Below are 26,446 nucleotides of genomic sequence, written 5' to 3' on the forward strand. Positions count from 1 at the left end.
AAGCGGTTAATGCTCACTTAACCAAGCTGATAGACATCTTCAAGGGTGTGCAACCTGACGCATTCTTGAGGACAATATCTGATGGGATCACGGAGCAATCCCCCTAAATCTATCGTTGTTGGAACTATTTTTTGAGGTGCTTTCTGATTACTGTTCAGAAAAATTTATAGGTTACTTGTGAAAAAACAATGAAAAGGGGCGCTATTATACGTCGCCCCTTCAAACATTATTAGAAAGTGATAACCATCCGTTATAGCGTGATTATATATCAGACTGCTTTGTCCGCATGAAAGTTAGAAGATTTGCCCGCCTTCGATAGGAACAATCTTCATCCGAAATAGAGTAACAAGTTCTTACTTTCTACGCATTAGCTATGCAAGCATTTTTGATCCTACTGTCGAAATAAGGTTTCCATTTGTAAGCGTAAAAGTCACATCTGGATTCGTTGCGTTCATCTGACATAAAAACCAACTTTTTGACTATCTCGTCCAGTTCTTTTAATTCTTCGATTCTAACTTTGTCCAAAAATGACGTTTTAGCGGCTTCAAAATTCGGATTCGTCTCTATTGCCTCTTTTATCGCGGAAGCAATAGTTTGATCCACTTTGCTGTCATCAATATCATATTCATCGTCCAAACAACCTATATTCATGCATACTGCATACAGTGCGGATATCCTTGCCGAACGCTGTTCTTCTGTTTCTTCTGCCCTCCTGCGTATATCATATTCAATACTGAATTTGGGTTTTTCGTCAATTTCTTCTTCCTCTGCATCGTCGTAGTAATCATCGTCAAGATCTTCATCGTCAAAATCTTCTACTGTGTTCAGATCTGCTTTTTGGGCAGCCTCATGTTTTTTGCTTTCCTCGTCAAGCGCAGCTTTTTTGGCAGCTTCACGTTGTTTTCTGTCTTCCTCATTACCAATTACTCCTAATACGAAGCCTATAGCGCCTGCAGCCAGCAATGCCGGTAATGCCATTCTAATCTCCTCCAATATAACAAAGTTAACGGTACAAATCTAAAGCCGTTATCAGCCTAATTCAGACCTATCTTCAGACCACATCTCACTGTTGGTGAACAGTAGGCAATGCCTATTATTACCGCTATCCGTGCCATGCCTCATCTCCATTCTTGATTCATCGACGTACGCCATTTAACACAATTATAGGAATCTATATGGACAGATGTATGTCTACCTAAAACGTGAGATTTTAGAAGCAGCTCCAATCCTTGTAACTAAATATAACGGCTCTCAATGAATGTAAAATCTCATTGAGAGCCGTTAATAACTGTTTTCTTAATACTTTATTAGCTGTACGAATCAGCAAATCCTCTTATCTAATCGGCGTTGAGCCGCTTTCATTTTCTTTGTATCGAAGATTTGCCTACACATGCGTCTGTAAAGTCCAAGGTACAGCACGGCACGTCTGCATTGGTTATACATTACAGAGCTGTAAATACTGCGATACAGAACGTCCGCAATCTTAAGGTATCTAACCTGTTCCGATGTCCCAGCGAGCAAGATAAGATACATATTCTCTTTTGTGAAATAACGCTCGTGCATTTTACGAACAGATCCTATTATAGCGCGCTGGTTAGGAGAATCCTGCGCCGGAAATGTATCGTTATCTGCCATTGGTCTCTTCCAGTATCTTATTGAGCAATTCTATATCCTGACTACTCAATTGGGAGTAAGTTTCCATAACTTGAGCCATGAACTTCCGGTTAGCCTCATTCTGACTTTCTATTGAATTTTTCAAATCTGGGATAGTCTGCTTTACTGCGCCTTCGATATTTTCCAATGCGTCAAATAATTTCCCATCCACTTGTTTTTGTTGTTTCTGGATTTGACGCACGGATTCTTTCATTTCATCAGCATAGGATTCCAACTGGTTAAGAATTTCTATTTTCTGCTCTGAATTACTTGCAGAGTCTGAGCGTAAGTCGTACAACTCTCTGAATATCGCCTCGGAATTACGTTTATCCTGCTCTTTAATCTGTAGGATGAGCCCTGGCAAGTCACGGTAATTTCGTTCGCTCTGTTCAAGCTGAGCAAGAAGCGAATGGTGGCGCTGAGCTTCACTTTGCTCTTGCTGTTCAAGCGTGTGTCTGAGTTCTGTCAAAAGTTCCTTTAAGCAGAGCAGCGTCTGAATCACCTCTAGGCTATTCTTATTCACGTCTCTTATATTGCCGGCAATGTCTGTTAAATCAGCAAGATGGCGATTAGACTGTTCAATCATTTGAAGCAACCCATGATGGCGCGCAGTCTCGTTTTGCTCTTGTTGTTCCATTACAAGCTTGAGTTCAGCAACTGGCTCTTTTAGGACGTGCAGAGTATGTATCGTATCCAACAGTGTCGATACATACTGCTCGAGCGCGGTATTTCGCGCCGCGTTTTTCTCTGCGTTTTCCTTCATTACGGCGCTCAGGCCGACAACCAGAAAAACAACGCCGACCAACAGCGCGGCGACAGACGGCAAAACATCCGTTGTCAAAGATCCCTGCGCTGTTGAAAGCAGCAGGCCTAACGCAAAACAAAATACCGCTCCGGAGAGTGAATATACAGATTTCATGACAACGCCTCCCTCAATTGATTATATCTGAGTTCCAAACGATCTTTCAAAATATTTGAAACGGTTATATTGACGTAATGCTCAAGCCGTTTTCTGAAATTTACATTGATCTTGTATTCATTGACAATACTTAAATATACGTCTTCCGTATGTGAACAGAAAGTGACGGATAATAGCTCCGGCGCACTAAGCTCCTTTTCCAATGACTTTCTCATATCGTCAACTAAACCGCGACAGTCTTGTTCAAGATCCCACAAATTTGGAGAAAAAGCAGAGATTATATCCCGATAAAGCTCAGCTACGGGATACAATCCGCCTGAACCGCTGGCGGGAAACATTTGCAGCATAGCGGCTTTTGTGTACCCGTTCCAAATCGAGTTTTGACGGCTGCGCTGTACTGACTGGAATGAGCAGATCTTGTTTATCACATGCTCGCTCAAAATACTCTCAAGAAAATCCATATAAAGTATTTCATAATCATACTTTGAATCTTCAACGGATTCCTCCAGCCGGTCCAGTTCTGCCCATATATGCCGCCGCCACAGATTCTCTGAGTATTCCTCCCAGTGCAGTATTTTTAGGACATCCTCGCCTCCTCTGGCTATGCACACATTTTCCTTTGCGCGGTACTTTTCATATTGAATCTGCAATTCTCCCCCTTGGGGGACGAGGTCTGTGCTCCCTTGACGGTGCGGGATGTCCATAAGCACAATCAGGACAGAATTTGCTTCATAATCTTGACGGAGATTCTGGAGAATCATGCCGCTCGATTGTTTACCGTACGGGAACTCCTCGAACAGTGCAAAGCGTGTGTTTTTGCGCAGATGATATTCGTGCCAGTCAGTATCTGGCAGCGGGACAAACAGGACTGTTCCCGGTATCGTCCGCGGAGTACCGACTAACCACGCCTCGCCGCTGCGGCGAAACGATAATGTCTCCGTATACCGAACCCATACTGGCAGGCCTTCCAAATCCAACACGTGGGCGCTTCCGGTCAGCCATTGCAGAAAAACGCGGCGCGAATAGTCGCCGAGAAGCACCCAGTCGGGAATAGCCAGCTGCTTTTGTTCAGCAGGCATGGGAGGCCACTTTCAGCCTTTCCAACAGGCAGCCAACTTCTTCCAGCCGCACTGCGTACTCGCTAGGAGGCGTCTGCAACAGGGCCTCATACGCCTGTTTTTCCGTTTGCAGTTTTTCTTCAAGTGCCGCTATCTGCTCCTGCTGATAACGGTCGATGCGCTCAGGAAGCTCCTGCTGCGCTTTAGATATAGCGTCCTCCAACACAGTTGTCATCTGCCGGACGAAGAACCGCGCGCACGACTGACACCAATCACGGTTTGCCTTTTTCTGCGCTTCGAGCCGTATTTCACCCTCCCTCTTTGCTAGTTCCTCACGGACGCTCTTTTCGTCGAGTTCGTTCGCTTTACGCTCGGCCTCCAATTGGGATTGCCTGTCTTTAAACAGCCTCATCTCACGTTTTTTCTGAAATGCTTTTTGCTGCTCCTTGAGTATCTTCTGTTCTATCGCTGATTTCTCCGCTATATACTGTTCCTCGTAAGCTTTGTCAACCGGCTGAGGCGGCGTGTCAAATTGTTTGCCGATTTTTTCCGCCCAGTAGCCTACAGTCAGGAAGTCCAGTGGGGTGCCCTCATCTCCATGCGAACCAGCCAATTTTTTCTTGACGTTTTCAGTTCCAGTCCGGATCATCTGCTGCGCTTGTTTTATGCGTTTTTTCGTAGCATACGTTTTGCCCATGTTCGCAAAGGTAATGTCTTTTATGCTGTTACTTTTTTGAACGCTTTTCCCGATTTTTTCAGCAGAACCTATTAATTTTGCAAGAGGCTTCACTATTTTAGACGACATAGCAAGTTTGTTAACAACGGCTCCAGGTGAAGCTCCGGGAGCAAAAAGTAATGCCAAGTCGGCGACATCTCCAAGCATTCTCATGAGTTGAGACGGCTGGAAACCATCGACGGACTCTACCATTTGTGGTTCATATGCAGGGAACGAGTCGTATTGCTGGCGCAGTTCCTCAATGCCGTTTTCTAATTCAATCAGATCCTTCTGCAACCCGGCATAGACGGGATTGTTCTCCATCGATTTCAGTGATGCTTCAATTTCGCTTCGGTTCTGTGCAATCTGCTGAAGCATGTATCTGAGCCGTTCGACGCGTCTGTCCTGGGTATCGATCAACTCGTCGCACGTACCTATGGCTGGGATGGCGTTTTCATCAATATCGACAGAACGCATAATCTCCGCGTTCTCTTTGTTGATTTCCGCAAGCGCGTCGCCGCAGAGCGCATTGATGTCCCTATTAAGTTTTTTAGTCCATACGTTGGCTTCATGTTCCAGTAACGCCGACATCTCCGGTCGACTCTTCACGTCGCCTGCGTTTGCAATTCTGTGCGAGCTATCTTCCAGCTCTTCCTTCGCCCTGCGTGAGATCTCGCCGCTCAAACGCCGCCTGTACTGTGCCAGTTGAGCTTGCACCCGCTCTTTGCGGGATGCGACATTCTGCTCTATAGACTGGATGCGGCGCTCCAGGTCGCATCTTTTTTTGCGCAGAGCTTCGCTGTCATTTTCTCTGAGAGCCGCCAGAACGGACTTACGTTCCTCCAGCGCTGGGATGAACTGTCCCGCGATGGAACGCAGCTTCTCTTCCGCGGCGCGAGCCAGCTTCTCTTGTGCGTGATTTCCTGTATCCTCCAGAACTTTACGAAGTTTTTCAATCCCGCCGTACCACTTTGAATCCGGTAGGTTTGAAAGGTGGAAACATGACTCTGGAGCTAAGTCGAAACACGACAGAATGTTTAAATCGCTTTGAATGACGCTATCTGGGTCGTCTTCCAACGCCTTCAGCTCGTCGAAGTGAGTTCGTACAAAAGACAGATCCAGGCCGCGCTCCACAAGGATTTCAAGCATCTCTTCGTCAACAGCGCTTATAGCGTGTCCGGCTACGTAGACCACCTTCGAGGCAAGCGCCAGCGAGTCGGAAAGGAGACGCCTGTGCCGTTCTATCACAGTGTTGGCCCCCGGAGTGTCTACGAAAATCATCCCTCCGCGCAGGCATTCCTCCGGCAGAAATATTTCAATATATTCCAGCTTATCCAGATCCCATGAGCCGCTTCCCTGGCGAAGCTCCTTTACCTGTTCGACCGGGATAACCTGTACTGCGGCGTCGCAGTAATGGACTCTCGCCTCCTCCCTCTCTCCGTAACGGATATAGGTCAGGAGCGGGGTCGTCTCGGCAACCCCAAGGGGCAGCAGGTCGCGGTCGAGAAGGTTGTTTATCAGGCGCGATTTCCCGGCTGAATAATGGCCGACGAAGGCCACGAAATATGTTCCGTCGTTAAGAGAACGCTCCGTCTGTTCAATTATATATTTCTGTTCGGTCTGTCCGAGGAATTCCGCAGCCTCGGCAAACGGTCTGAAATCAGGCTTCATTATTACAGATTCTCCTCTTCTATATGGTCTTTCATAGATTCCTCGAGTTTAGCGCACAGCTCAGAACCTTTATTCATCAACCCTTCAAGATTCTTTATAGCCTCCTTGCTCTGCTTGAGATCTTGCTCGCGTACCTTCGCATCGCCTTCAAGTAGGCGCTTGCAATCCTCTAACTCTTTCTGTTTGCGTCCGAGCTCTTGGCTCAGGCTGAAAGTCACGGTATCCTGCACGGTGCGGACATAGCCGGACTTGCAGCTCTGTAGATATGTCTTGATTGCACTGACGGCTTCTTCCGCTTCGTCTTCAAGAGAGTCCAGAATCTCATTGCGCAGCTTGCGGCACACCCGTTCCGACGATTCCTTTGCCTCCCGCTGAAATTTCTCTTTCGTCTCCCGCAGTTCTTTTTCTTTGCGCTCTAGCTCGCGTTCGTTTCTTTGCATTTTGAGCTGGATTACTTCACTGTCTTCGCCGGAGCTGCCGGAAAACGCGTCGTTTAGCTCTTTCTTCAACAGACTGCATTCTTCCTGCATCCGGCTGAGCTCCGCATCTCTCTCTCTTTTTGCCTCGTCGTGTGCAGAGCTGTCCCTAATCTGTACATCTCTTGTCTTCTCTTTCTGACCAAACAAAACATTTCCAACAATTCCCACAAGACCGCGACGCCATTCGTAATAGGTCTTTTTTTCCGTATGTGTTACTACCTCAGGAATAACGAAATTCTGCATATAGTTGTGCATACTGTCCTCATATAACCTCAGTGCCTCTTTTTTATCCTTTATATCCCTTTCCAATCTCTTGGCTCGGATTAGGTCTTCCTGATTCCGCTCGGTCTCTTTTTCCAGAACGTCAATGCGCTCTCTAAGTTTCTTGCATTTGTTTTCGAAGTCTTCAAGATTGATCCCAGACGAAACGTTGGAGAGAATATGTTCCCTGCTGGAGAACTTGAAGTCCATCTGCCCTGACGTATCAGAGAGTTTGTCTTCCAGCTCATCCACGTAATTTTCATATTCTTCTGCGATAATGTTCATAAACTCTCCACGCAGTTCTTCATCGAGCTTTTTAACAATTCTCATGTAACTTGCGTTCATATTGGCAGTTAGGCGTTTGTTGTAGTCCTCTATATCCTCTTCTTTTTGAAATTCGCCTAGCTCGCGCTCCACTTTATCGCGAAGTTTTTCAAATTGTGAACCTGCCTTCTCCTCGATGTCCCTGAGAGCGTTGTTGACCCTCTTCCGGAGAGGGGCGGCTGCGCTTTTCCGTTTTTCTTCAAGTCCATTGATTTCATCATCAAGTTTTTTGTATTTGTCCTCTAATTCAGCGGGGTTCTGCTTTTCTTCGAGTGTTTTGATATGCGTCTCTAAACTATCTCTTTTATCTCTCAAATCGTTCAGTACTCTGTTCACAGGCGAGCACAGCTGGTCGCGGGCACGCTCCCCCTCTGTCAGATATCGCCAGAGACGCGCTTCAAACTCGCCCATTCGAGACTTAGCCTCAAGTTCGCTTCGCCGTTCCGGTGTAGTAACGATTTCACCATTCTTGTATTCATTGAATGTATGGTCTCTGGCTACCAGCGCGTCGTAAGCCGACACTGGCCAGATTTTAGGCAGCGTTTTATCGTCCGGGAACTGTTTTCGATACGTGTCCCGAAGTCTCTCGACAACGCTTTCCGCAGTCTCCCCCTCGCACTCTTTTATGTTGTCGATTTTATTTAATACCAAAAAGATATTATCCGACTGTTTCTTCAATTCTCCCAGGAATTCGAAGTCAGTTTTGGAGCCTGGGTGGTCGGCGGAAAAAAGGAAAATACATGCGTGCGACTCCTTCACCTGCTTCTCCGTTATTTCCCTGTGGTGCTCCGCCATGCCGTTCAGTCCCGGACTGTCGACGAGCTTCACTCCATCTTTTAGGAAGTCGGAATCGAGGAAAAGGTCGACATGGTCTACGCTGGTGGCTATCTGCTGTTCGTTTGTATTGCCGCGCGTGCTGACAACCTGTTCCAAGACCTTCGGACTAAGCTCGAGGAGAACCTTTTTCTCGACGGCAGGATCTCTATAGTATACGATGCCGGCTTCGCCGTCAGGAGCGCGCGATGTGTGGCAGAGGAAGTTGACTGTAGCCGTGGCCTCGTCGCTGAATGTAGGCAATATGCGCCGGCGCATCAGCGCGTTTAAAAAAGTGGACTTGCCGGAGCTGAATTCCCCTACAAGCACTATGCTGAAAAGGTCGTCAGCCACGTTGCTGCGGAGTGTCTTTATGAAGCTTGTAAAATCTTCTTCGTCGCGCTCCTGCTGCTTCAGGGCGTCGATGCTTTCATCCAAAAAGTCCAAGACCTCTTTTCTGCGGTTTTCGTACTGTTCCTGATACTCGTTCATATCAGCTGCCCCTCCAAATCGTCTATGAGTTTTTTAATTATTTCCTTTGTGTGAGTGAGCGAATCCGCCTGTTTGAGCAGTTCGGGATATTTTTGCTGCTTTGCCTGCTCAATTCCTTCCAACTTCTTGTCTATTGCCTTCTGGAAGCGCTCAACAGCCCATCTTGTGAAATCTTCTTCCATCTGCTTTATATCGCCTTCCAACGACTGGGATATCTGCACCTCAACGGAATCTTCGCCGAAAAGATAACGTTCGATCTCAGCCACAAGCGATTTCCGGCAGCTGACCAAATATTCTTTTAGCGCGTACTCACGCTTATGCCGCAGCGTCTCCTCCTCTACGCGTGCTTTTTCCTCTAGTTCTTTCACACGTTTCTTGGCACGCTGATATGCTTCTTCCTTGTCCGCGCGCTCAGCTCTCAGGCGGCGCTCGCTTCGTTGTGCGGCCTCTAGCTCCTTTTTCAGTCTGTATTCCTCGTCAATGAGGGGATTGACCTCACTCGCCATTTTTCTGTCCCACGCCTCGCCTTTTGAGTCGTCGGCGACAGTGCGGTATTTTGTTACTTTTTTAGGTCCCAACACCCAATCCAAAAAACCCAACCCGCCGCGGTATTCCTCTGCTGTATAGGCTTCCTCTTTGTATTCACATGCAGGACGGCTCCCGAGACGAGCCTTCCTGCTGGAAATGTTTGACCGAGTGCGCCTTAAAGACAGTTCCGCACTCTCGACGTCGTGCCGGCTCCTGTCGGCCTCGGCAGCAAGGGTCGCCATTTCCCTTTCAATCCGCTCCGCCTCGTTTTTCTTTGCTTCCGCCTGCTTGCGGATTCTATCAACTTCGCCCATCTCACGCTTAAAGCTGCTCGGGGAGCTCATCCGGCTGCTCGACTCGAACGAGTTCAAATCAAGCTCGTCGATTTTGACGCTGCTGTATTCCTCAATGCGCGTCAGCAAAAGCTGATATAAGGCCTGAATCTGCTGATCATAGCGATTACCGTGCCGGATCAGGATTTCGTTTATCTTTTGAGCAAGGATATCGGGCAGTCGTTTGCTCCATTCTTCCATTGGAGCTAACGCCTTGAAACCTTGAACTTCTTTGTCTGCATCCTGCATCACCTGAACAAGCTCTTGATGGATGGATTCCTTTGCGCTGACGCGCAGGCTGCGCCCTCTGTCCAGTATGAAGTCCTCTAACTGCTTTTTGTGCCGTTCCCTGCTTTCAAGCGTCTTCGTTTTCAGCCGCTCGAGTTTTTCCAGCGAACGTTTGTCGCTGCTGGCCTGATACAGTTCTATTGCCTGCGTCTCACGGCGGGTTATCTGCTCCAGTAACAAGCGCATCCAATCCGCGAGAGCCGCCGCCGTATCTCCGTACTGCATCATTTCCAGTTTGTCGTCAGGAAAGGTCCGTCTAAGCAGGTCATAAAAGGCTTCAAAGCGAGATCTTTCGTATATCTCTTGCCGCTGCTGATGCGTTAAAACTTCATTGCTGCCGGCATATAATGTCTTGATACTCTCATCACGACCGGTCAAAGCCAGTAGTGCGGATACGCCGCAGATAGAATAACGGGCATGTGGCGCATTGACAAACACATGGTCGTTTAGGATACGCTGCTGTGTCGCCAAAGTATCCTCCAGCGTATCACCCTCTAAAGTTTTTAGATCGTCTATAAAATTTTGTACAAAGATAAAATTCTTCTGTATTTGCGATAAATATGTCAGAAATGTTATGTCGCTCTCCGCAAGCCCTCTACGCTGCAAAAGGTAAATACAGGCGTGCGCCTGTTGGATCAGGCTGACCGTCTGTTCTCTGTGTCCATCGGCGGTACCGTTCAGCCCTGGAGTATCGACAATTACAATACGATGCTCTGATTCGAAGATAGGCAGATAAAGCTCCACGTATTCAATTTCATCCACGACTTGATATGTTTCGCTGGCCGTAGTCGTGTATTCTTTGAGGTCGTTCAGATTATGAAGGTCGATACTGTCGCCGTTACGAAGATAAACTTTCCCCTTGCCGCACAACGCATCCGAACTTAGTACATTAACAAGCCTTGTTACTGTGGCTGTCGTCTCAGTAGAAGCATGCTGCAACAGATCTTTTCCTAACAGCGCATTGATGAATGTGGATTTGCCTGAGCTGAATTCTCCTACGACCGCAATTCTGAATTCATTGTCTTGAAGGCGGCGGCGAAAGTGCTCAATTTCCTCCCTGAAGCGAGGAATCTCCACTAACTCTTTTTGTTTAGACATCTGTTCAACAATAGAAAGGCATTTTTGTTTTAATGCAGAAACGGACATGTTTGGGCACTCCTCATTTATGTTAAGCCGATTATGTTGTTATAATTTTGATTCCTAACTGTACAACTACTTCCATTATGATGATTATACCTTTAATTCAATAGAACGTTTTAAGTATTACGATGTGCTTTTGCACAGTCTTATGTATACTATTATATATATTCTATGTAAAACTGACGCATTTTAATGACATCAACTCTCGTAATCTGACAATTCTATATATGGCGAGCGCATTACACATACGGAACGGTTTCTTCATATTGTCTGTTCATTGAAGTAATCTCAGCTTTCATCTCGTCAACGAACTCGCGCGGAGATATGACCTTTACCCAGCTCCCCTGACTGAGAATCCACATTTTTATTCCGTCTCCGTAGGTCTCGGCTTCAATCACATATCGGCCCCCGCTTTTCCTTTCGATAACTTTCGCCGTGGGCAATTTGTCGAGCACGGCCTGAACAGATGGGCCTTTGAACTCAAAACGTATCGTCCTGAGTTTACCGGGCCACATGAAGAGGCTGCGCTTGCGGAGGAGGCCTTCATCGAAAACAGGAAATTCAGAGGCTTCACTCTGCTTGCGATGCTCCGTTATATGTCTTATTCTGTCCACACGGAAATAGACCGGCGTTTCTTGCTCATCTCCGTCGACTTTAAAGGCAATCAAATAAAAATAATAGTCGGTGAACATGAGAGAGGCAGGGCGTATACGGTGTGTCCTATACGCTCTGTCCATACGGAAATATTCTATCGTTATCTCTTTCTCCTGAATAATACAGTTTGCAAGCTGCCAAAGCATTGCCTGGACACTTTCACAATCGTGTTTCACTTCAACGTAATGGAAGAGCTCTTTTCGGATGAGCTCGTCGAGCTTAGGGCGATCTTCCGTTGTTGTGAACTTTTTTAGTTTGTTGATAAGAGTAAGCAGTTCTTCCTTAGAGAAGGCTCTTGCTCCAATCATTACTTTAACAAGAGAGAAGAGTTCTCTGTTACTAAGGAACTCATCCATATACAGTCTATAACATTTATCTTGGTTGGAATATTCCAGCTCCGTGCTCCCGACTAGGCCGCGATGGTCAACGAGGAACGCCTTTAAGTCGTTTATGTCGCGGCTGATGCTTTTTGTAGAAACTTCATATTCTTTTGCCAGCTTTTTTACGGAGATATCTTCTCCGCGCATGCAACGAAAGAATATTTCTAACAGTCGACCTTGTTTGGTGTTGTCCATGCTATGCGCCCCCTCTATGCCTCTTATGAGGACATTATAAGTAATTAGGCAGACAGAAGTATGTCTTAGTAAAACAAGAAATCACGCAAACGCCATAAACTTAATGTGTTTCGTCAATCATCTGTTACATCAATTCTAACAAACCAACTCATAAATTTGCTGATGTAGTGAAAAAGTCCAATTGCACATCTCTAATGTTATACAATTTATTCTTATAATAGAAATATAATGCTAATTTTATTGCATATACTGCTTTTATGCTGTACTCATTGCAATAAGGTGATACAAATGCTCCAGAGCAGTGTCAGAATCGCCTCTAATCTGCTTTTATTCACTTCTCTTATACTGTCGGCAATCTCTGTTAAATCTGTAAGATGGCGATTAGACTGTTAAAGCAGTTGAAACAGCTCATGATGGCGCGCAGCCTCGTTTACATGACGAACTGATTATTGAATGTACTCCCGGAATTGACCTAAAAGCTGTCTGTGAGCAGATGGGCAGATCCCCGACATGGATGCCGGATATCCTGCTGCAGGCGGATGAGTATGAAACAAATTTTTACAAAAAAGACTGACAGTCATCGAAATAGCGGCACCCGGATTATTTCCGAATGCCGCTTATATCATAGTATTTCTTCAATATCTTTTTCAGAATGTATTCCCTGAATCAACAATCTACATTCTTTTTGGAGATCTTCCAATTGACGACATGACGCACTTCTACTTGAACGTGTTTCTCTGATTCCTTGAATTTTTTCATCTATTGTCGTAATCGATGTCTCTAAAGGACGATTCACATTATCCTTTATATACTGCCTTGCAAAGTCTTCCAGTTCATTAGCTGCTACATTAAACTGACTTCGGATATTTTGACGATTGATTTTCAAATCCTTTCTGATACGCTCTTCATCTCGATCCGCTTTAATCTGCAAAAATACAGAGAGACCTACACCAAATGCGCTCAGGATCTGACCACCTATAGCAATTCCCTTTGTAACCTTTATCGCCTGCCAGGGCTTAAACTTGAATCCTACGCCGTGTCCAACCTTTAATACCATTTGGTGTATCGCACTCCCAGAGAATTTTGTAAGCTTCAGGCCACCTTGTACTCCAGCTTTATAAGCTTTGTTAATGACCGTCTGACCAGCTTTCTGGAACCCCGGACCGGCATTTGTAATAATTTTCTTGATTCCCTCTGGAAGACCTTCAAATTTACCCGTCAGTCTCGACTTAAGACGCATTGAAAACTCAGAGTTTTCAATAACTTCCAGCTGTTGTCCTATTTCACTAAGTCGCGCATTGATTATCTCTATCGCATCACCCTGACACTTTTCAATAATGTCTTCAGCCTTTCGAACTGACTTCTGAAGCTCAACTTCTACCTCGTCCTGCTCACATCCATCTACTAGAAGATTGGCAGCATCTAGCCCTATATCTCGGATCTGAGATGCGGCCGTGGCATATATATTCCTTACCTCCTGTTGCATACGCCCTCTTGCTTCTATGAGTAGATACCTCTGCTGCGTGAAGCTTTCTTCCAATGCATCAAGATCAGAATCAGATGACTTTGGTTGTAATTCCTTGATTGCTTTCTCCAAAAGATCATCGATAACATATAATTCCGTCGTAAGTTTTGACGGAATACTCTTTTCTTCGACAAAGCGGTTCAAAGTATCAATAAACTGAGCATAGCCGCTACGCGCAACCAACTCGTCCGCAAGTTCCGGATCCTCTGCCCTTTCCTCGACACTCTCAAGATATGATTCCGCATCCAGAAATGACAAGTTGAGTTGCTCCGGGGTATAAGGTTCCAGAACCTTTTTCAGATCTTCTCGAATGATATTTTGCTGTTCATCAGTATTTCCTTCCGCTGTTCTCTCCATCTTATTGACAACAAGAATCATTTCGCCTGCTTTGTCCTTGTCGATAGCAAGCTTCCTGAAATGATCCGCCATATAAGAATCAAACAATTCATTTGTAACAACAAACACCAGCATATCAGCCGAAGCAATGGCATCATAAGATATTTCGTCGTGATCAGGTCTGAGCTGCGTATGAATACCCGGAGTATCCACCACTTCTATACCGTTCCAATCATATATATGCGCCTGCTGTGTTGTAATATCGGCACCAATCGCTATATCCACTCTACCTGTAAGCATCTTCAATATAGACGACTTTCCTGCGCTATACTGACCTGCGAACACCAGCCGTATAGCATCAGATTTATTATCTTGAATCTGTATGTCTACACCTGCAGATAGTAATACAGCACGTGCCTTTTCTTTCAATTCTGCGCTTCTTTGAGCAAACCCAGCAATTCTAAACATAGCCTTCTCCTCACTCACTCATTCATTATTAACAGCCTCGAAAACTGTTGCGCCAAACGTACTCTGTTTTTCATATTCGGTGTAACATCACCCAACGGTATATGAGCCACACCTATTTTTTCTTCAATATTTATCAAGTTCATATCAATATTTCTTCCCAAGACTCTTGATATTAGTACCCTCTTATTGTCAGAATCATTTACAGAACCGATTCGTTCAGCCATTAATTTATACAGTTCTTCCTTCTGCTCTTTAGGGAAAACCGTCCCATCGTTTAGCAGGATCAGGCTTGTATTTCCAGGAATCCTTGCAACTGACTGTACATGGTACTGTAATCCTTCAGCACCTATCAGACGTATTGCTTCCGTCAAAATCTGATTATTTAGTTCCAGCATATGGTTATTCAATCCCCATGCCAGCTCTTTCTGTGTATCAGCCAACCGGAATATGACGGAATTAATTTTATCCATTTCTGACATTGATCCTTCAATTCTAACCGATACAAGCGAATCCAGATCCTTATTCATCTGCTTTTCAAGAGTATCACATATCTGAGTCACATTCTCCCTAAGCTTTTTTTCAAGCCGTGTTCTAGCTTCAAATTCTTTTTTATCTCTACTCTTAAACAAGAAAGAGCCTGCTATTCCTACCACTAATGCCGCCCATCCTAAATAAGTTGTTACCGCCGCCGCCCCAACCAAAAATGCAACACTGGTTGCTACGTATAAAGCAATCGATGACCAATCGCAAAGCTTTTTCCAATCAATAATCTTATGCATACGAAGAGATTTATCGCATTCAAAAGATGTGGCAAACTTCAACTCGTTCTTGATTTCTCTGGAAATCTCTTTGAGCTTATCATTACTTTTTGCTTCCAGGTCCTCAAGTAATTCCTGACACCTTACTTCCACCTTCCGGGACTTTAACAGCTTATTCCATGCTTTATCAGCATTTTTATCATCGAAATGATCTTCAGCGAATGTGGCTATCTCCCCGTTCAGCTCGCTCTTTATCTTTGCAATCAGCGACTTTATCTGGGCCTTCCCATCTCGATAGAAGATGTTCTTCCAATCTCCAAGCTGTCTCTTCTTTGCAAGGATCATCCGCCCTTGGACGCTGTTTATCTGGCTTTGTTCCAAAAGATTTTCCATAGATTCAAGTATCGGATTTGATATAACATCTATGAAAGTCTTTATTCTATAGAACTCACCCTTTGTTCTAACTTGCTCTCCAATCTTTCTTTTCAGATAATCAATTCGGCTCACTTCATGAAAGCTTCTGCTTTTTTCCGGATCCTCCGCTTTTAGGCCAGCATAAGCAGATTTCAGATGGACATATACAAAAGGAATGTGGCTCCAAGTCTGACCAAACTGTTCCGAAAATAAGAGAATCTGATTCCGTATCTTATTCAATCGCTCCATATCAAAGCGCTTGTTTATGTCACGCAACGCTAATTTCAAACTCTTGTCCTCTGCTATAGAAGCCTTGACATTCATGATACATATGATCGGTTTTCCAAGGTTCACGATTCTACTGAAACACTCTGCCTCTGCAACCTGCGGTGCATCATCTGTTACCAGGAACAGGATCAGATCGGCAGCCTTTGCCGCTTCAAATGCAATCCGTTCATCATCTTCACCTTCAAAAGCTCCAATTCCAGGAACGTCGGTGATTTCAAGTCCATTCCACGTATACTTTCGAACGTCTCTGGTTGTACGTTGAGATCCTTTTCCGATAGACGACCCATCGCCTTCCGTCAAAATCTCCATAAGCGTAGATTTACCAGCCATAGTCCTTCCAAAAAGTGTTACAGAAAACTTTGAAAGATTCTCTCGTAGGTTCTGTAAATCCTCCTTAAAAGCGAACGACAGACGAATGAACGCATCTCTGATCTCCACCAACTGTTTTTCCAATAGTTCCGTAGCCTCCGGCGCATAACACGAAGAACTATTGAAATCGCTAATAGTACTCTGTACTTTCTCTTGTGCTGAAGCCAGAGCCCTATTCAAATTCTTTTCTTGTGCTGAAGCTATCTTATAGCCAGTTTTTGCAGCCTTATTGCATTCTTCTAACACCTGCTTCAAATTTGTCTCTTCCATGTTACTTCACATCACCTTACAAGAGATTTTATTTTTAAGAATTTACTGCACTGTTTGTTTGCCTTTATTTATGTAAAATATATATTCACAATCCCATAATGGGGAGCTCATCCGGCTGCTCGACTCGAACGAGTTCAAATCAAGCTCGTCAACTTTGACGCTGTTGTATTCATCGATGCGCGTCAGCAAAAGCTGATATAAGGCCTGAATCTGCTGGTCATAGCGATTACCGTGGCGGATCAGGATCTCGTTTATCTTTTGGGCGAGTATATCAGGCAGCCGCTTGCTCCATTCTTCCATAGGGGCTAACGCCTTAAATTCTTGAACTTCTTTGTCTGCATCCTGGAGTGCATAATTTTAAGTGTAAAGGACACCTACATGGACGCACAGGAGGTTATGCACATGACTGATTATAGCAAAATTACCGCCCTTTACTCCCGCCTTTCCGTGGGCGACGAGGACAGGGACGGCGGTGAGAGCAACAGCATACAGAACCAAAAAATCTTTTTGGAGAACTATGCCAGAGGACAGCACTTAACCAATATCCGGCACTACATTGACGATGACGAAAGCGGCAGATTTTTTGACCGTTCTGCCTATTCCCGCATGATGGACGATGTAGAAAACGGAAAAATCGGTGTCTGCATTATGAAAGACCTGACGCGCTGGGGGCGCGACTATCTCCAAGTTGGCAACGCTATGGAGATATTCAGACGGAACAATGTGCGCTTTATCGCGGTCAACAACGGGATAGACAGCGAGAAGCCCGACACATTGGAGTTTGCGCCCTTTATCAACATCATGTCGGAGTGGTACGCAAAGGACATCAGCAAGAAAGTAAAGACCGGCATTAAAACGAAGGGCATGAGCGGAAAGCCGATTGCCACCGAAGCCCCCTACGGCTATATGAAAGACCCGGACAACAAGGATTTTTGGATAATCGACGAGGAAGCCGCCGAGGTTGTGCGCCTTATTTTCCGTCTGTTTATCGGCGGGAAGAACCGCAACCAAATCGCCGTATATCTGACGCAGGAGCAAATCCCTACCCCTACTTTCTACATGAAAGACCGGGGACGGGGAACGTGTAAAAACAAGGCGCTCAATGAGGATAACCGCTACAAGTGGAACAAAGTCACCTTGACCCATATCCTCACGCGGCAGGAGTATTGCGGCGATGTAGTCAACTTCAAGACTACAAAGCATTTCCGGGACAAGCGGAACCACTATGTAGACCGGAGCCAATGGCAGATAACCGAAAATGTGCATGAGCCGATTATTGACCGCGCCGACTTTGAAACCGCACAGCGGATTTTGGAAAACGCGCCCGTCAGACGCCCCAACGGGGACGGGGAAATCCACCCTTTGTCGGGCTTGCTTTTCTGTAAGGATTGCGGCGCAAAAATGCACATCCGCATAGATTACAGGAACGGCGGCAAGCGGCATGTTGCCTATTGCAGCGAGTATCACAAGGGGAAAGCTAAAAACCCCAAGTGCCATTCCCCACACATCATCGACGCGGACTTGCTCATGCAGACCGTCGCGGAAGTGCTGAAGAAAATCGAGGACTACTCTATCAGCAACCGGGCGGAGTTTGAAGCCTTAGTGAAAAAGAACCTTGCCATGCAGCAGACCGACCAGACCAAGAAGCAGCAGAAACGTATCCCGCAAATCACGACACGCCTTGAACAGATTGACAAGGTGCTGAATAAGCTCTATGAGGACAACGCCCTCGGCACTATCCCGCAAGACCGCTATGAGCAAATGTCGCAAAAATATTCGGAAGAATACTACACACTGAAAACGGAGCTTGCCACACTCCAAGAGCAGCTATCCGCTTATGAGAACGCGGGAGGGCGGGCGCAGAAGTTTTTGAAGCTGACGGAACGCTATGCCGCCTTTACTGACCTGACCCCCGCCATTCTCAACGAGTTTATCAGCCGGATTGAAGTGCATGAGCGCGACAAGAAAAGGGCAAAACAGGCTGTTCAGCACATCGGGATATATTTTAACTATATCGGCAGATTTGAGAACGAAGTGACGCAGCTTGCAGAGCCTACGGAGCAGGAAGTCCGGCAAATGCGGGAGGAAATCGAAGAAGCCCAAAAGGAAAAGAGCCGCGCCTACCACCGGCAGTATTCAAGGGAGTACCGGGCGCGAAACCTTGAAAAGCAACGGGAATATGACCGCATGAAAGCGCGGGAATACCGGGCAAGGAGAAAGGCGCAGGCCGCCGCCGCAGCACCCGCACAGTAAAACAGAATACCGACAACTAAGAGGGATTTTCCGGGCTACGGGAAATCCCTTTTTCGCGCCCTGAGAAAGGAGCCGCCTATGGCAGAACAGACCCCCGACAGTATCATCACGACACAGAAGAACGGACAGACCATCGTTGCGGAATTGTTTTTCAATCACAGCGGCACAGAAACATTCCGCGACAAGCTGCTCAAAGTGATACTTGCCGACAGCTTGCAGGACGGTCAAGAGCCGGAAAAATCGGAAATTTTGCGATAACAGCCGCCCCGACGATACATTCCCCGTCCGGGCGGTTTTTATCGTCAAAAACGCCGTTTTCTCCAAGTCAAGAGCCGGAGAAAACACCCGAAAAATGCCCCTATTGCGTAACAGGGGCGCAGAAAGGAGAGTTTATGCGAACAGGGCTTCCCAAGCAAAAAAAGACCACAGACATCTGGTTTGATGAGAAAGACCCGTTGATCCATATCCGTACCCACAATACCGACTTGAAGAAGCGGCTTGCCGCCTATGCCGAGCAGCACCCCGATGTGTGCCGCCAGACCGACGCAGACCCGGAAACGGGCTGCATGGAGTTTGACATTGAGAAAGGCCGCTTCTCTTTCCGTCTGACCGCCCCATACAGCGAGGAACGGCGGGAAGCGGCGCGGCGGTACGCCAGAGAGAGCAACGCCGCCGACAGGCTGAAATAGAGTGGAAATGTTCATAGTTTTGTGCTATACTTTTTCTAAAAGCAGAGTAATACTGCGGAATTGATTGGAGGACAACACAATGGTTACATTTATGAGATTAAGATAAAACCGCGAGTTATGTTGCGGTTATCCGTATTGCATAACTCGCTTATTGAAGCAGAGATGTAATTACGGAGGAAAAACAAATGAATAATAATTTATCACGCTTTGCAGACAGCAAGGTTTATTTTCAATGCCCAATTTGCACAAAATCAATGGATATACAAGGCAATAGCCTAATTTGTAGACATGGACATTGCTTTGATATTTCAAGATATGGGTATGTAAATTTGTTGTTAAAATCATCGCCCAAAACCAACTACAGCAAGCGGTCTTTTGACAACCGGCACCAAATTTTGGAGTATGGCATGTATGATGTTGTGTTGGAGAAAATCATACAGTTTATTTCTGATACGCCATCTATAAGAAACATTTTAGATGTTGGTTGCGGCGAGGGTTTCTATGCAAGGCAGATACAGCAAAGAACAGAACGAAACATCTTTGCCTTTGACTTGTCAAGGGAGGCAATACAGATTGCATCAAAAAAAGACAAGCGCAAAGCAGTGAAGTGGTTTGTTACTGACTTATCAAAAATCCCTTTGAAAGACGGAAGTATGGATTGTATTTTAGACATATTTTCGCCTGCACACTACAAAGAATTTCAGCGATTGCTATCTCCTAACGGATATGTTGTGAAAGTAATTCCTACGAAAAATCATTTGAGGGAAATCAGGACTAAAGTGCAAGCACACTTGAAAAATCCAGATTATTCAAATGAGTCTGTCGTTGAATATTTTGAGAAATATCTTAAAACCATTTCAAGAGAAACGGTTTCAGCCACCGTACAGTTGTCATCAGAACAAAGAATGTCGTTTATTGAAATGACGCCGCTTCTCTTTTGCGTTGAAAAAGATTGCGTTGATTGGCGTACTCTCACACATTTGACAATCGAAGCTGATGTTTTAATAGGAATGTATTAAAGGGCGTATTGATATTTAATATTCCCATTTATTGAGCAGAACGGAGTAAACCAAACACCCTAATCAAAAGGACAGCCGAGGAAATCGACTGTCCTTTTTCTATGCCGACAGGTAGAAAGGAGTGACCACCCATGACGAAACCGAGAGAAAAAAACCGCGAGGAATTGCAAGCCGAGATTGAGGACGGGAAGAAGAAAATCCGGCAGCTTGAAAACCGGGAAAAGGTGTTGCGGCAAAAGTTATCCCAAGAGGAACGCAGGACGCGCAGCCATCGGCTGATCGTCCGGGGTGCGGTCTTTGAGAGCATTGTGCCGGAAGCCAAGACCATGACCGACGAGGAAGCCGCCGCCTTTCTCCGGCTTGCCTTGACGAGCGAGGAAGCGCGGGCTTATCTGAAAAAACGCACCAAGGGCGGGAAAAGCGAATAATCCCTTTGGCACAAAGGGCGCACTTATACACCCTTACGGGTGCGTGCGCTCTGCCGAGGGCTTGTCGGCACAGAGAGAAAGCCGCTTGCTTCCCTCTCTGACCGACATTGGCGGCTTTGCCGCAACAAGGGGCTGCACCCCTTGCGCCGCTTACGCGGCTATCCCTGCACACCCACAAAAACAGTACACCCGCCGTTGGCGTCTGTACCATTTTTGCGGGTTTTATTATCCTATCCGGGAGGTGATACCCATAGCCATCTACCATTGTAATATCAGCATTGTCAGCCGGGGCAAGGGCAAATCAGCCGTTGCCGCAGCCGCCTACCGAAGCGGCGAAAAGTTGACAAATGAGTGGGACGGAATGACCCACGACTACACCCGCAAAGGCGGTGTTGTCCATACGGAAATCCTACTGCCGCCCAATGCCCCGCCCTCTTTCTCTGACCGTTCAACCTTGTGGAACAGCGTGGAGCTTTACGAGAAAGCCGGGAACGCCCAGCTTGCCAGAGAGATTGACGCGGCGCTTCCCATAGAGTTATCCAGAGAGGAACAGATCCGGCTTGTCCGGGAATACTGTTCCTCTCAATTTGTTTCCAGAGGAATGTGCGTTGATTACGCCATTCACGACACCGGCAAGGGCAATCCCCATTGTCACATCATGCTTACCATGCGCCCCCTTGACGAGCGCGGCGCATGGGCGGCGAAGTCCAAAAAGGAATATGACCTTGATGAAAACGGCGAGCGTATTCGCTTGCCAAGCGGCAAATACAAGGCCCGCAAAGTTGACCTGACCGGCTGGAACGACAAGGGCAACGCGCTTTTATGGCGCAAGGCATGGGCGGATATTTCAAACGCCTACCTTGAACGCGCCGGAAGCCCGGAGCGCATCGACCACCGCAGCAACGCCGAGCGCGGCATTGACGAGCTGCCCACCGTCCACATGGGCGTGGCGGCCTGTCAAATGGAGAAGAAAGGCATAGCCACCGAGAAAGGCGAGCTGAACCGGAATATCCAAAAAGCAAACCGCCTTATCCGGGAAATCCGGGCGCAGATTGGAAAGCTCAAAGAATGGATTGGCGAACTGTTCAAGGCGCGGGAAACCGCCCCGGAGCAGCCCCCGCAATCCCCCGGCCTTGCAAATCTGCTGATGAAGTATTTAAGCGTTCAGAGAGAAAAGAGCCGGAAGTATTCGCAGAGTTGGCAAAGGCAGCACACCGCCGACGAACTGAAAACCGTTGCAAAGGCGGTCAACTATCTTTCCGAGCATGGCATTTCCACCCTTGACGAGCTGGACGCTGCCCTTTCCTCTGTCAGCGACCAAGCCGACGCTATCCGGGAGGGCATGAAAACCGCCGAGAAGCGCATGAAAGAATTGCAAAAGCTGATTGAATACGGGAAGAACTACACCGAGTACAAGCCCATTCACGACGAGCTGAAAAAGCTGAAAAATGGCTGGACGAGCAAGCGCGACAAGTACGAGGAAGCCCACCGCGCCGAGCTTACGCTATGGAACGCAGCGAGCCGCTATCTCCATGCAAATCTGCCGAAAGGGACAAAGACCTTGCCTATCTCTGAATGGGAAAAAGAGTACGCCACTCTCAGCGGGCAGAGAACAGCGGAATATACCAAGCTGAAAGAAACCCGCGCCGAGGTTGCCGAGCTGCACAATATCCGCAAGTGTGTTGACATTGCGCTGAAAGCCGACCAGCCGGAGCAGACCCGCGCCAAGCGGCACGACTTAGAACGATGAAAGGAGTTGAGCTTTTTGTATTACACCCAAGAACAGATAGACCGGGCGAACCAAGCCGACCTTGTTTCTTTCCTGCAATCACAGGGCGAGCAGCTTACCCGCGCCGGGAATGAATACCGCTGGAAACGGCACGACAGCTTGACCGTCCGGGGAAACAAGTGGTACAGGCACAGCCAGAGCAAGGGCGGCGGCCCCGTTGATTTTGTTATGGAGTTTTTCGGCAAGAGCTTCACCGAAGCCGTAGAACTTCTCACAGGAGAAAAGGGAGCCGCACCGCCGCCGGACAGACCTTGCCCCGCGTCCCTATCCGACTTCCGGCTACCACCCCCAAACAGCGACAACCGAACAGCGAGGAACTACCTCACAACAGCCCGCCGCATTGATGAAGATGTGACGGGCTTTTTCTTTGCCCGCGGCGATATTTACGAGGACGCAGCCCACCACAACGCCGTATTTGTGGGGCGGGACGAGGACGGAATACCGCGCTACGCCCACAGCAAAGGAACGGCGGGAAACTTCCGGCTTGATGTGAAAGGCAGCGACAAAGCCTTTAACTTCTGTTACCGGGGCGAGGGCGAAAGATTGTTTGTCTTTGAAGCACCCATTGACCTGATCTCTTTCCTCTGCCTGTTCAAAAAGGAATGGCAGAAGCAAAGCTACCTGTCATTGGGCGGCGTGGGAGAAAAAGCCCTGCTCCGCTTTCTCTCTGACCGTCCGAACATCAAGACCGTTTACCTCTGCCTTGACAGCGATGAAGCCGGGAACGACGCTTGCAGCCGCCTTGTAAAGCTCATGCCGGAGGGCTATACCGTCCACCGGCTTATCCCTCTTTTCAAGGATTGGAACGAGGTATTGCAGCACCGGGCAGAAATCACAGACGGGAAGTATATCCGGGAAGCTGTTTACGGCTTGAAAGAGCCGCCGCAGGAAGAAACCGTCGAGATTATCCGCATGAGCGAGGTTGACACGCAGACCGTTGAATGGCTATGGGAGCCGTATATCCCGTTTGGGAAAGTAACCATTGTGCAAGGCAACCCCGGCGAGGGCAAGACCACCTTTGCCCTACGCCTTGCCGCCGCTTGTACCAACCGCAAGCCGTTCCCCCACATGGCAGCGCATGAGCCATTCAATGTGATTTACCAGACCGCCGAGGACGGTTTGGGCGACACCATCAAGCCCCGCCTTATGGAAGCCGAAGCAGACCTTGACCGTGTTCTTGTCATTGATGAGAGCAAGCAGGGGCTTTCCCTTTCCGACGAGCGCATAGAGAGAGCTATCCGGCAGACCGGGGCGCGGCTGATTATCCTTGACCCCATACAGGCGTACATGGGCGAAAAGACCGACATGAACAGGGCAAACGAGGTGCGCCCCATGTTCCGCCGCCTTGCCGATGTTGCCGAGCGTACCGGGTGCGCCGTTATCCTTATCGGACACTTGAATAAAGCCGCCGGAGGACAGAGCGCATACCGGGGCTTAGGTTCTATTGACTTCCGCGCCGCAGCAAGGAGCGTCCTGCTGATTGGGCGCGTGAAGCGGGAGCCAAATGTGCGCGTTATCGTCCATGACAAATCTTCCCTTGCGCCGGAGGGCAAGCCCGTTGCCTTTTGCCTTGACCCGGAAACGGGCTTTTCGTGGATAGGCGAGTATGACATTACCGCCGACGAGCTGCTATCCGGCGCGGGCGGCAACACGGCCACCAAGACCGAACAGGCGGAACGGCTGATACTTGACCTGCTTGCAGACGGGAAAGAGCTTGCCAGCGAGGAAATTGTAAAGGCCGCAGCCGAAGCCGGAATATCTGAAAGGACGGTGCAGAACGCCAAGCGCAACATGGGCGGTGTTTTGGATGCAAGGCGCGTCGGCGGTCAATGGTACAACTTCATCAAGAAGAAGCAGCCGCCCGAACCCGCAAGCTGAAAACGCAAAGTGCAGACCCTTTGCGCTTTGCACTTTCGCGCTTTCACTTTGATTGTGCGTCAATAACTCAAAATAGCACTTGACAAAACGCTTCATGCATCAACTGAACAAGCTCTTGATGGATGGATTCCTTTGCGCTGACGCGCAGGCTGCGTCCTCTGTCCCGTATGAAGTCCTCTAACTGTGTTTTGTGCCGTTCCAGGCTTTCAAGCGTCTTTGCTTTCATCGCTGCTGGCCTGGTAAAGCTCTATTGCCTGCGTCTGACGGCGGGTTATTTGCTCCAGCAACAAGCGCGTCCAATCCGCGAGAGCCGCCGCCGTATCTCCGTACTGCATCATTTCCAGTTTGTCGTTAGGAAAGGTCCGTCTAAGCAGGTCATAAAAGGCTTCAAAGCGAGAGCTTTCGTATATCTCTTGCCGCTGCTTCTTTTGCCAGCTTTTTTATGCAGACATCTTCTCCGCGCAGACTACGAAAGAATATTTCTAACAGCCGACCTTGTTTTGTGTTGTCCATGCCATTCGCTCCTTCTATGTCTCTTATGAGTACATTATAAGTAATTAGACAGAGAGAAGTATGTCTTAGTAAAACAAGAAATCACACAAACGCCAAAAACTTAATGTGTCTTGTCAATTATCTGTTACATCAATTTTAACAAGCCAACTCATATATTTGCTGTTGTAATGAAAAAGTTAAATTACATATCTCTAATACTATATAACTAACTCTTATAATAGAAACACAATGCAAACTTTCTCATTTAAACTGCATTTATGCTATACTCATTGCAATGAGGTGATACGAATGATCCAGCGCCCGAATTACGTTAATTTCCTGAAAGAGTGGAAGGATAAGCAAATCATTAAGGTCGTTTCCGGCGTCAGGCGCTGCGGGAAGTCTACGCTGTTCGATATTTATCAGGATTTTCTGCGTTCCTCCGGCGTATTGGACGACCAGATCATCGCCATCAATTTTGAGGAAGCAGAGAACGAACCGCTTCTTGACTACCGCGCGCTTTATGACTACGTGAAGTCAAAAATGCTTCCCGACCGTATGAATTATATATTCCTTGACGAAATACAGCACGTCGCAGAGTATCAGAAAGCAGTGGACAGCCTCTTCGTAAAGAAAAACGCCGACGTCTATATCACCGGTTCAAACGCCTATTTCATGTCAGGCGAGCTTGCTACGCTGCTGTCAGGCCGTTATGTAGAGCTGAAAATGCTGCCTTTGTCATTCGCGGAGTACGCGAGCGCATTTGATCCCGGCACCGGCAAGGAAGAACTCTACCGCAATTATGTATATAACAGCTCCTTCCCATACACGGTAGAGCTGAACAGCCGCCGTAATATCTACGCCTACCTTGACGGTATATATAACACCGTCGTGCTGAACGATATAGTCGCGCGCAAGAAAGTGCAGGACACGTCGATGCTGAAGAGCGTGATTAAGTTCATGTTCGACAACATTGGGAATCCGCTGACAATGAAAAAAATAGCCGACACTATGACCAGCGCTGGACGGAAAATATCGTATCACACCGTTGAAAACTACCTTGAGGGGATAACAGACAGCCTGCTCATGTATCGTGTTGGACGTTACGATGTCAAAGGAAAAGAGTATTTGCAGCTTCTTGATAAATATTATCTCGTCGACGTCGGGCTGAGGTATTATCTGCTCGGAACACGCAACGTGGATTATGGGCATATGTTGGAAAACGTAGTGTATCTCGAATTGTTGAGACGGGGATTCCACGTATATGTCGGTAAAGTCGGCGCTTCTGAGGTTGACTTTGCCGTGCAGGATTTTGACGGGGATCTTGAATACTATCAGGTCGCATGGTCTGTGCGCGACCGGGATACGCTCGCCCGCGAGCTTAAGCCCCTTGACTCCATTCCCGACCATAATCCGAAGTGCCTTCTGACGATGGACAATGATCCGCCTGCGTCATACAACGGCATAAGACAGAAGTATGTCCTTGATTGGCTGCTGGATGTAAATTGATGGGGTGGCCGATACATCGCCCGGCCCCCCGCCTCATGCTATAATCATCAAAGATAGGT

At 47.3% G+C, this 26,446-nt stretch carries 19 protein-coding genes; 8 read left to right on the plus strand and 11 right to left on the minus strand.

From position 1 onward, the window contains the following. Positions 1–360 precede the first annotated feature (360 nt). From ABGT66_RS09635 to ABGT66_RS09680, 10 genes are all read right to left on the minus strand, one after another. Positions 361–978 (minus strand): hypothetical protein, encoded by a 618-nt coding sequence (locus tag ABGT66_RS09635; RefSeq protein ID WP_346690387.1) that lies wholly within the window; start codon positions 976–978, stop codon positions 361–363. A 646-nt stretch (positions 979–1,624) separates the two neighbouring features. Continuing rightward, positions 1,625–2,572 (minus strand): hypothetical protein, encoded by a 948-nt coding sequence (locus tag ABGT66_RS09640; protein WP_346690388.1) that lies wholly within the window; start codon positions 2,570–2,572, stop codon positions 1,625–1,627. Further along, on the minus strand, positions 2,569–3,651 hold the full coding sequence (locus ABGT66_RS09645; protein WP_346690389.1) for a hypothetical protein: 1,083 nt from the start codon (positions 3,649–3,651) through the stop codon (positions 2,569–2,571). Before ABGT66_RS09645 ends, ABGT66_RS09640 begins: the two co-directional genes overlap by 4 nt. Next, positions 3,641–6,016 carry a dynamin family protein gene (locus ABGT66_RS09650; RefSeq protein WP_346690390.1) on the minus strand — a complete coding sequence of 792 codons (2,376 nt, stop codon included), beginning with the start codon at positions 6,014–6,016 and terminating at the stop codon, positions 3,641–3,643. The genes ABGT66_RS09645 and ABGT66_RS09650 overlap by 11 nt, the downstream gene beginning before the upstream one ends. Before the next feature lie 2 nt (positions 6,017–6,018). Continuing rightward, positions 6,019–8,385 (minus strand): dynamin family protein, encoded by a 2,367-nt coding sequence (locus ABGT66_RS09655; protein ID WP_346690391.1) that lies wholly within the window; start codon positions 8,383–8,385, stop codon positions 6,019–6,021. Next, positions 8,382–10,679 (minus strand): dynamin family protein, encoded by a 2,298-nt coding sequence (locus tag ABGT66_RS09660; RefSeq protein ID WP_346690392.1) that lies wholly within the window; start codon positions 10,677–10,679, stop codon positions 8,382–8,384. Before ABGT66_RS09660 ends, ABGT66_RS09655 begins: the two co-directional genes overlap by 4 nt. A gap of 233 nt (positions 10,680–10,912) precedes the next feature. Continuing rightward, entirely contained in the window at positions 10,913–11,902 is a 990-nt protein-coding gene (locus ABGT66_RS09665) for a WYL domain-containing transcriptional regulator (RefSeq protein ID WP_346690393.1), read from the minus strand. Positions 11,903–12,524: 622 nt separating this feature from the next. Then, positions 12,525–14,231 (minus strand): GTPase, encoded by a 1,707-nt coding sequence (locus ABGT66_RS09670; RefSeq protein WP_346690394.1) that lies wholly within the window; start codon positions 14,229–14,231, stop codon positions 12,525–12,527. A 14-nt stretch (positions 14,232–14,245) separates the two neighbouring features. After that, complete coding sequence (locus ABGT66_RS09675) at positions 14,246–16,330, minus strand: GTPase (RefSeq protein ID WP_346690395.1); 2,085 nt, start codon at positions 16,328–16,330, stop codon at positions 14,246–14,248. Positions 16,331–16,372: 42 nt separating this feature from the next. Then, the gene (locus ABGT66_RS09680) at positions 16,373–16,630 is read right to left on the minus strand and encodes a hypothetical protein (protein WP_346690396.1); all 258 of its coding nucleotides are present in this window, start codon (positions 16,628–16,630) and stop codon (positions 16,373–16,375) included. Positions 16,631–16,732: 102 nt separating this feature from the next. Here ABGT66_RS09680 and ABGT66_RS09685 point away from each other — a divergent pair, with 102 nt between their 5' ends. From ABGT66_RS09685 to ABGT66_RS09715, 7 genes are all read left to right on the plus strand, one after another. Next, positions 16,733–18,583, plus strand: a complete 1,851-nt coding sequence (locus tag ABGT66_RS09685; protein WP_206197938.1) for a recombinase family protein — start codon at positions 16,733–16,735, stop codon at positions 18,581–18,583. A 78-nt stretch (positions 18,584–18,661) separates the two neighbouring features. After that, entirely contained in the window at positions 18,662–18,841 is a 180-nt protein-coding gene (locus ABGT66_RS09690) for a transposon-encoded TnpW family protein (protein ID WP_005930684.1), read from the plus strand. 134 nt (positions 18,842–18,975) lie between these two features. After that, the gene (locus ABGT66_RS09695; RefSeq protein ID WP_005930687.1) at positions 18,976–19,272 is read left to right on the plus strand and encodes a hypothetical protein; all 297 of its coding nucleotides are present in this window, start codon (positions 18,976–18,978) and stop codon (positions 19,270–19,272) included. Positions 19,273–19,457: 185 nt separating this feature from the next. Next, positions 19,458–20,291, plus strand: a complete 834-nt coding sequence (locus ABGT66_RS09700) for a methyltransferase domain-containing protein (protein ID WP_002584969.1) — start codon at positions 19,458–19,460, stop codon at positions 20,289–20,291. 131 nt (positions 20,292–20,422) lie between these two features. After that, positions 20,423–20,719, plus strand: coding sequence for a DUF3847 domain-containing protein (locus ABGT66_RS09705; protein ID WP_016147288.1), 297 nt, complete (start codon positions 20,423–20,425; stop codon positions 20,717–20,719). A gap of 241 nt (positions 20,720–20,960) precedes the next feature. Beyond that, complete coding sequence (gene mobQ / locus ABGT66_RS09710; RefSeq protein WP_005930696.1) at positions 20,961–22,469, plus strand: MobQ family relaxase; 1,509 nt, start codon at positions 20,961–20,963, stop codon at positions 22,467–22,469. Between the two features lie 15 nt (positions 22,470–22,484). Further along, positions 22,485–24,386 (plus strand): AAA family ATPase, encoded by a 1,902-nt coding sequence (locus ABGT66_RS09715; RefSeq protein WP_035393622.1) that lies wholly within the window; start codon positions 22,485–22,487, stop codon positions 24,384–24,386. A 387-nt stretch (positions 24,387–24,773) separates the two neighbouring features. Here the strand turns inward: ABGT66_RS09715 and ABGT66_RS09720 are convergent, their stop codons facing one another. Further along, positions 24,774–24,899 (minus strand): hypothetical protein, encoded by a 126-nt coding sequence (locus tag ABGT66_RS09720; RefSeq protein WP_346690397.1) that lies wholly within the window; start codon positions 24,897–24,899, stop codon positions 24,774–24,776. Positions 24,900–25,187: 288 nt separating this feature from the next. On the opposite strand from ABGT66_RS09720, the gene ABGT66_RS09725 reads away from it, so the two are divergent. Beyond that, positions 25,188–26,387, plus strand: coding sequence for an ATP-binding protein (locus ABGT66_RS09725; RefSeq protein ID WP_346690398.1), 1,200 nt, complete (start codon positions 25,188–25,190; stop codon positions 26,385–26,387). Positions 26,388–26,446 lie beyond the last annotated feature (59 nt).

Origin of the sequence: uncultured Cloacibacillus sp. (assembly GCF_963926575.1) — a bacterium.
Taxonomy (GTDB): Bacteria; Synergistota; Synergistia; order Synergistales; family Synergistaceae; genus Caccocola; species Caccocola faecigallinarum.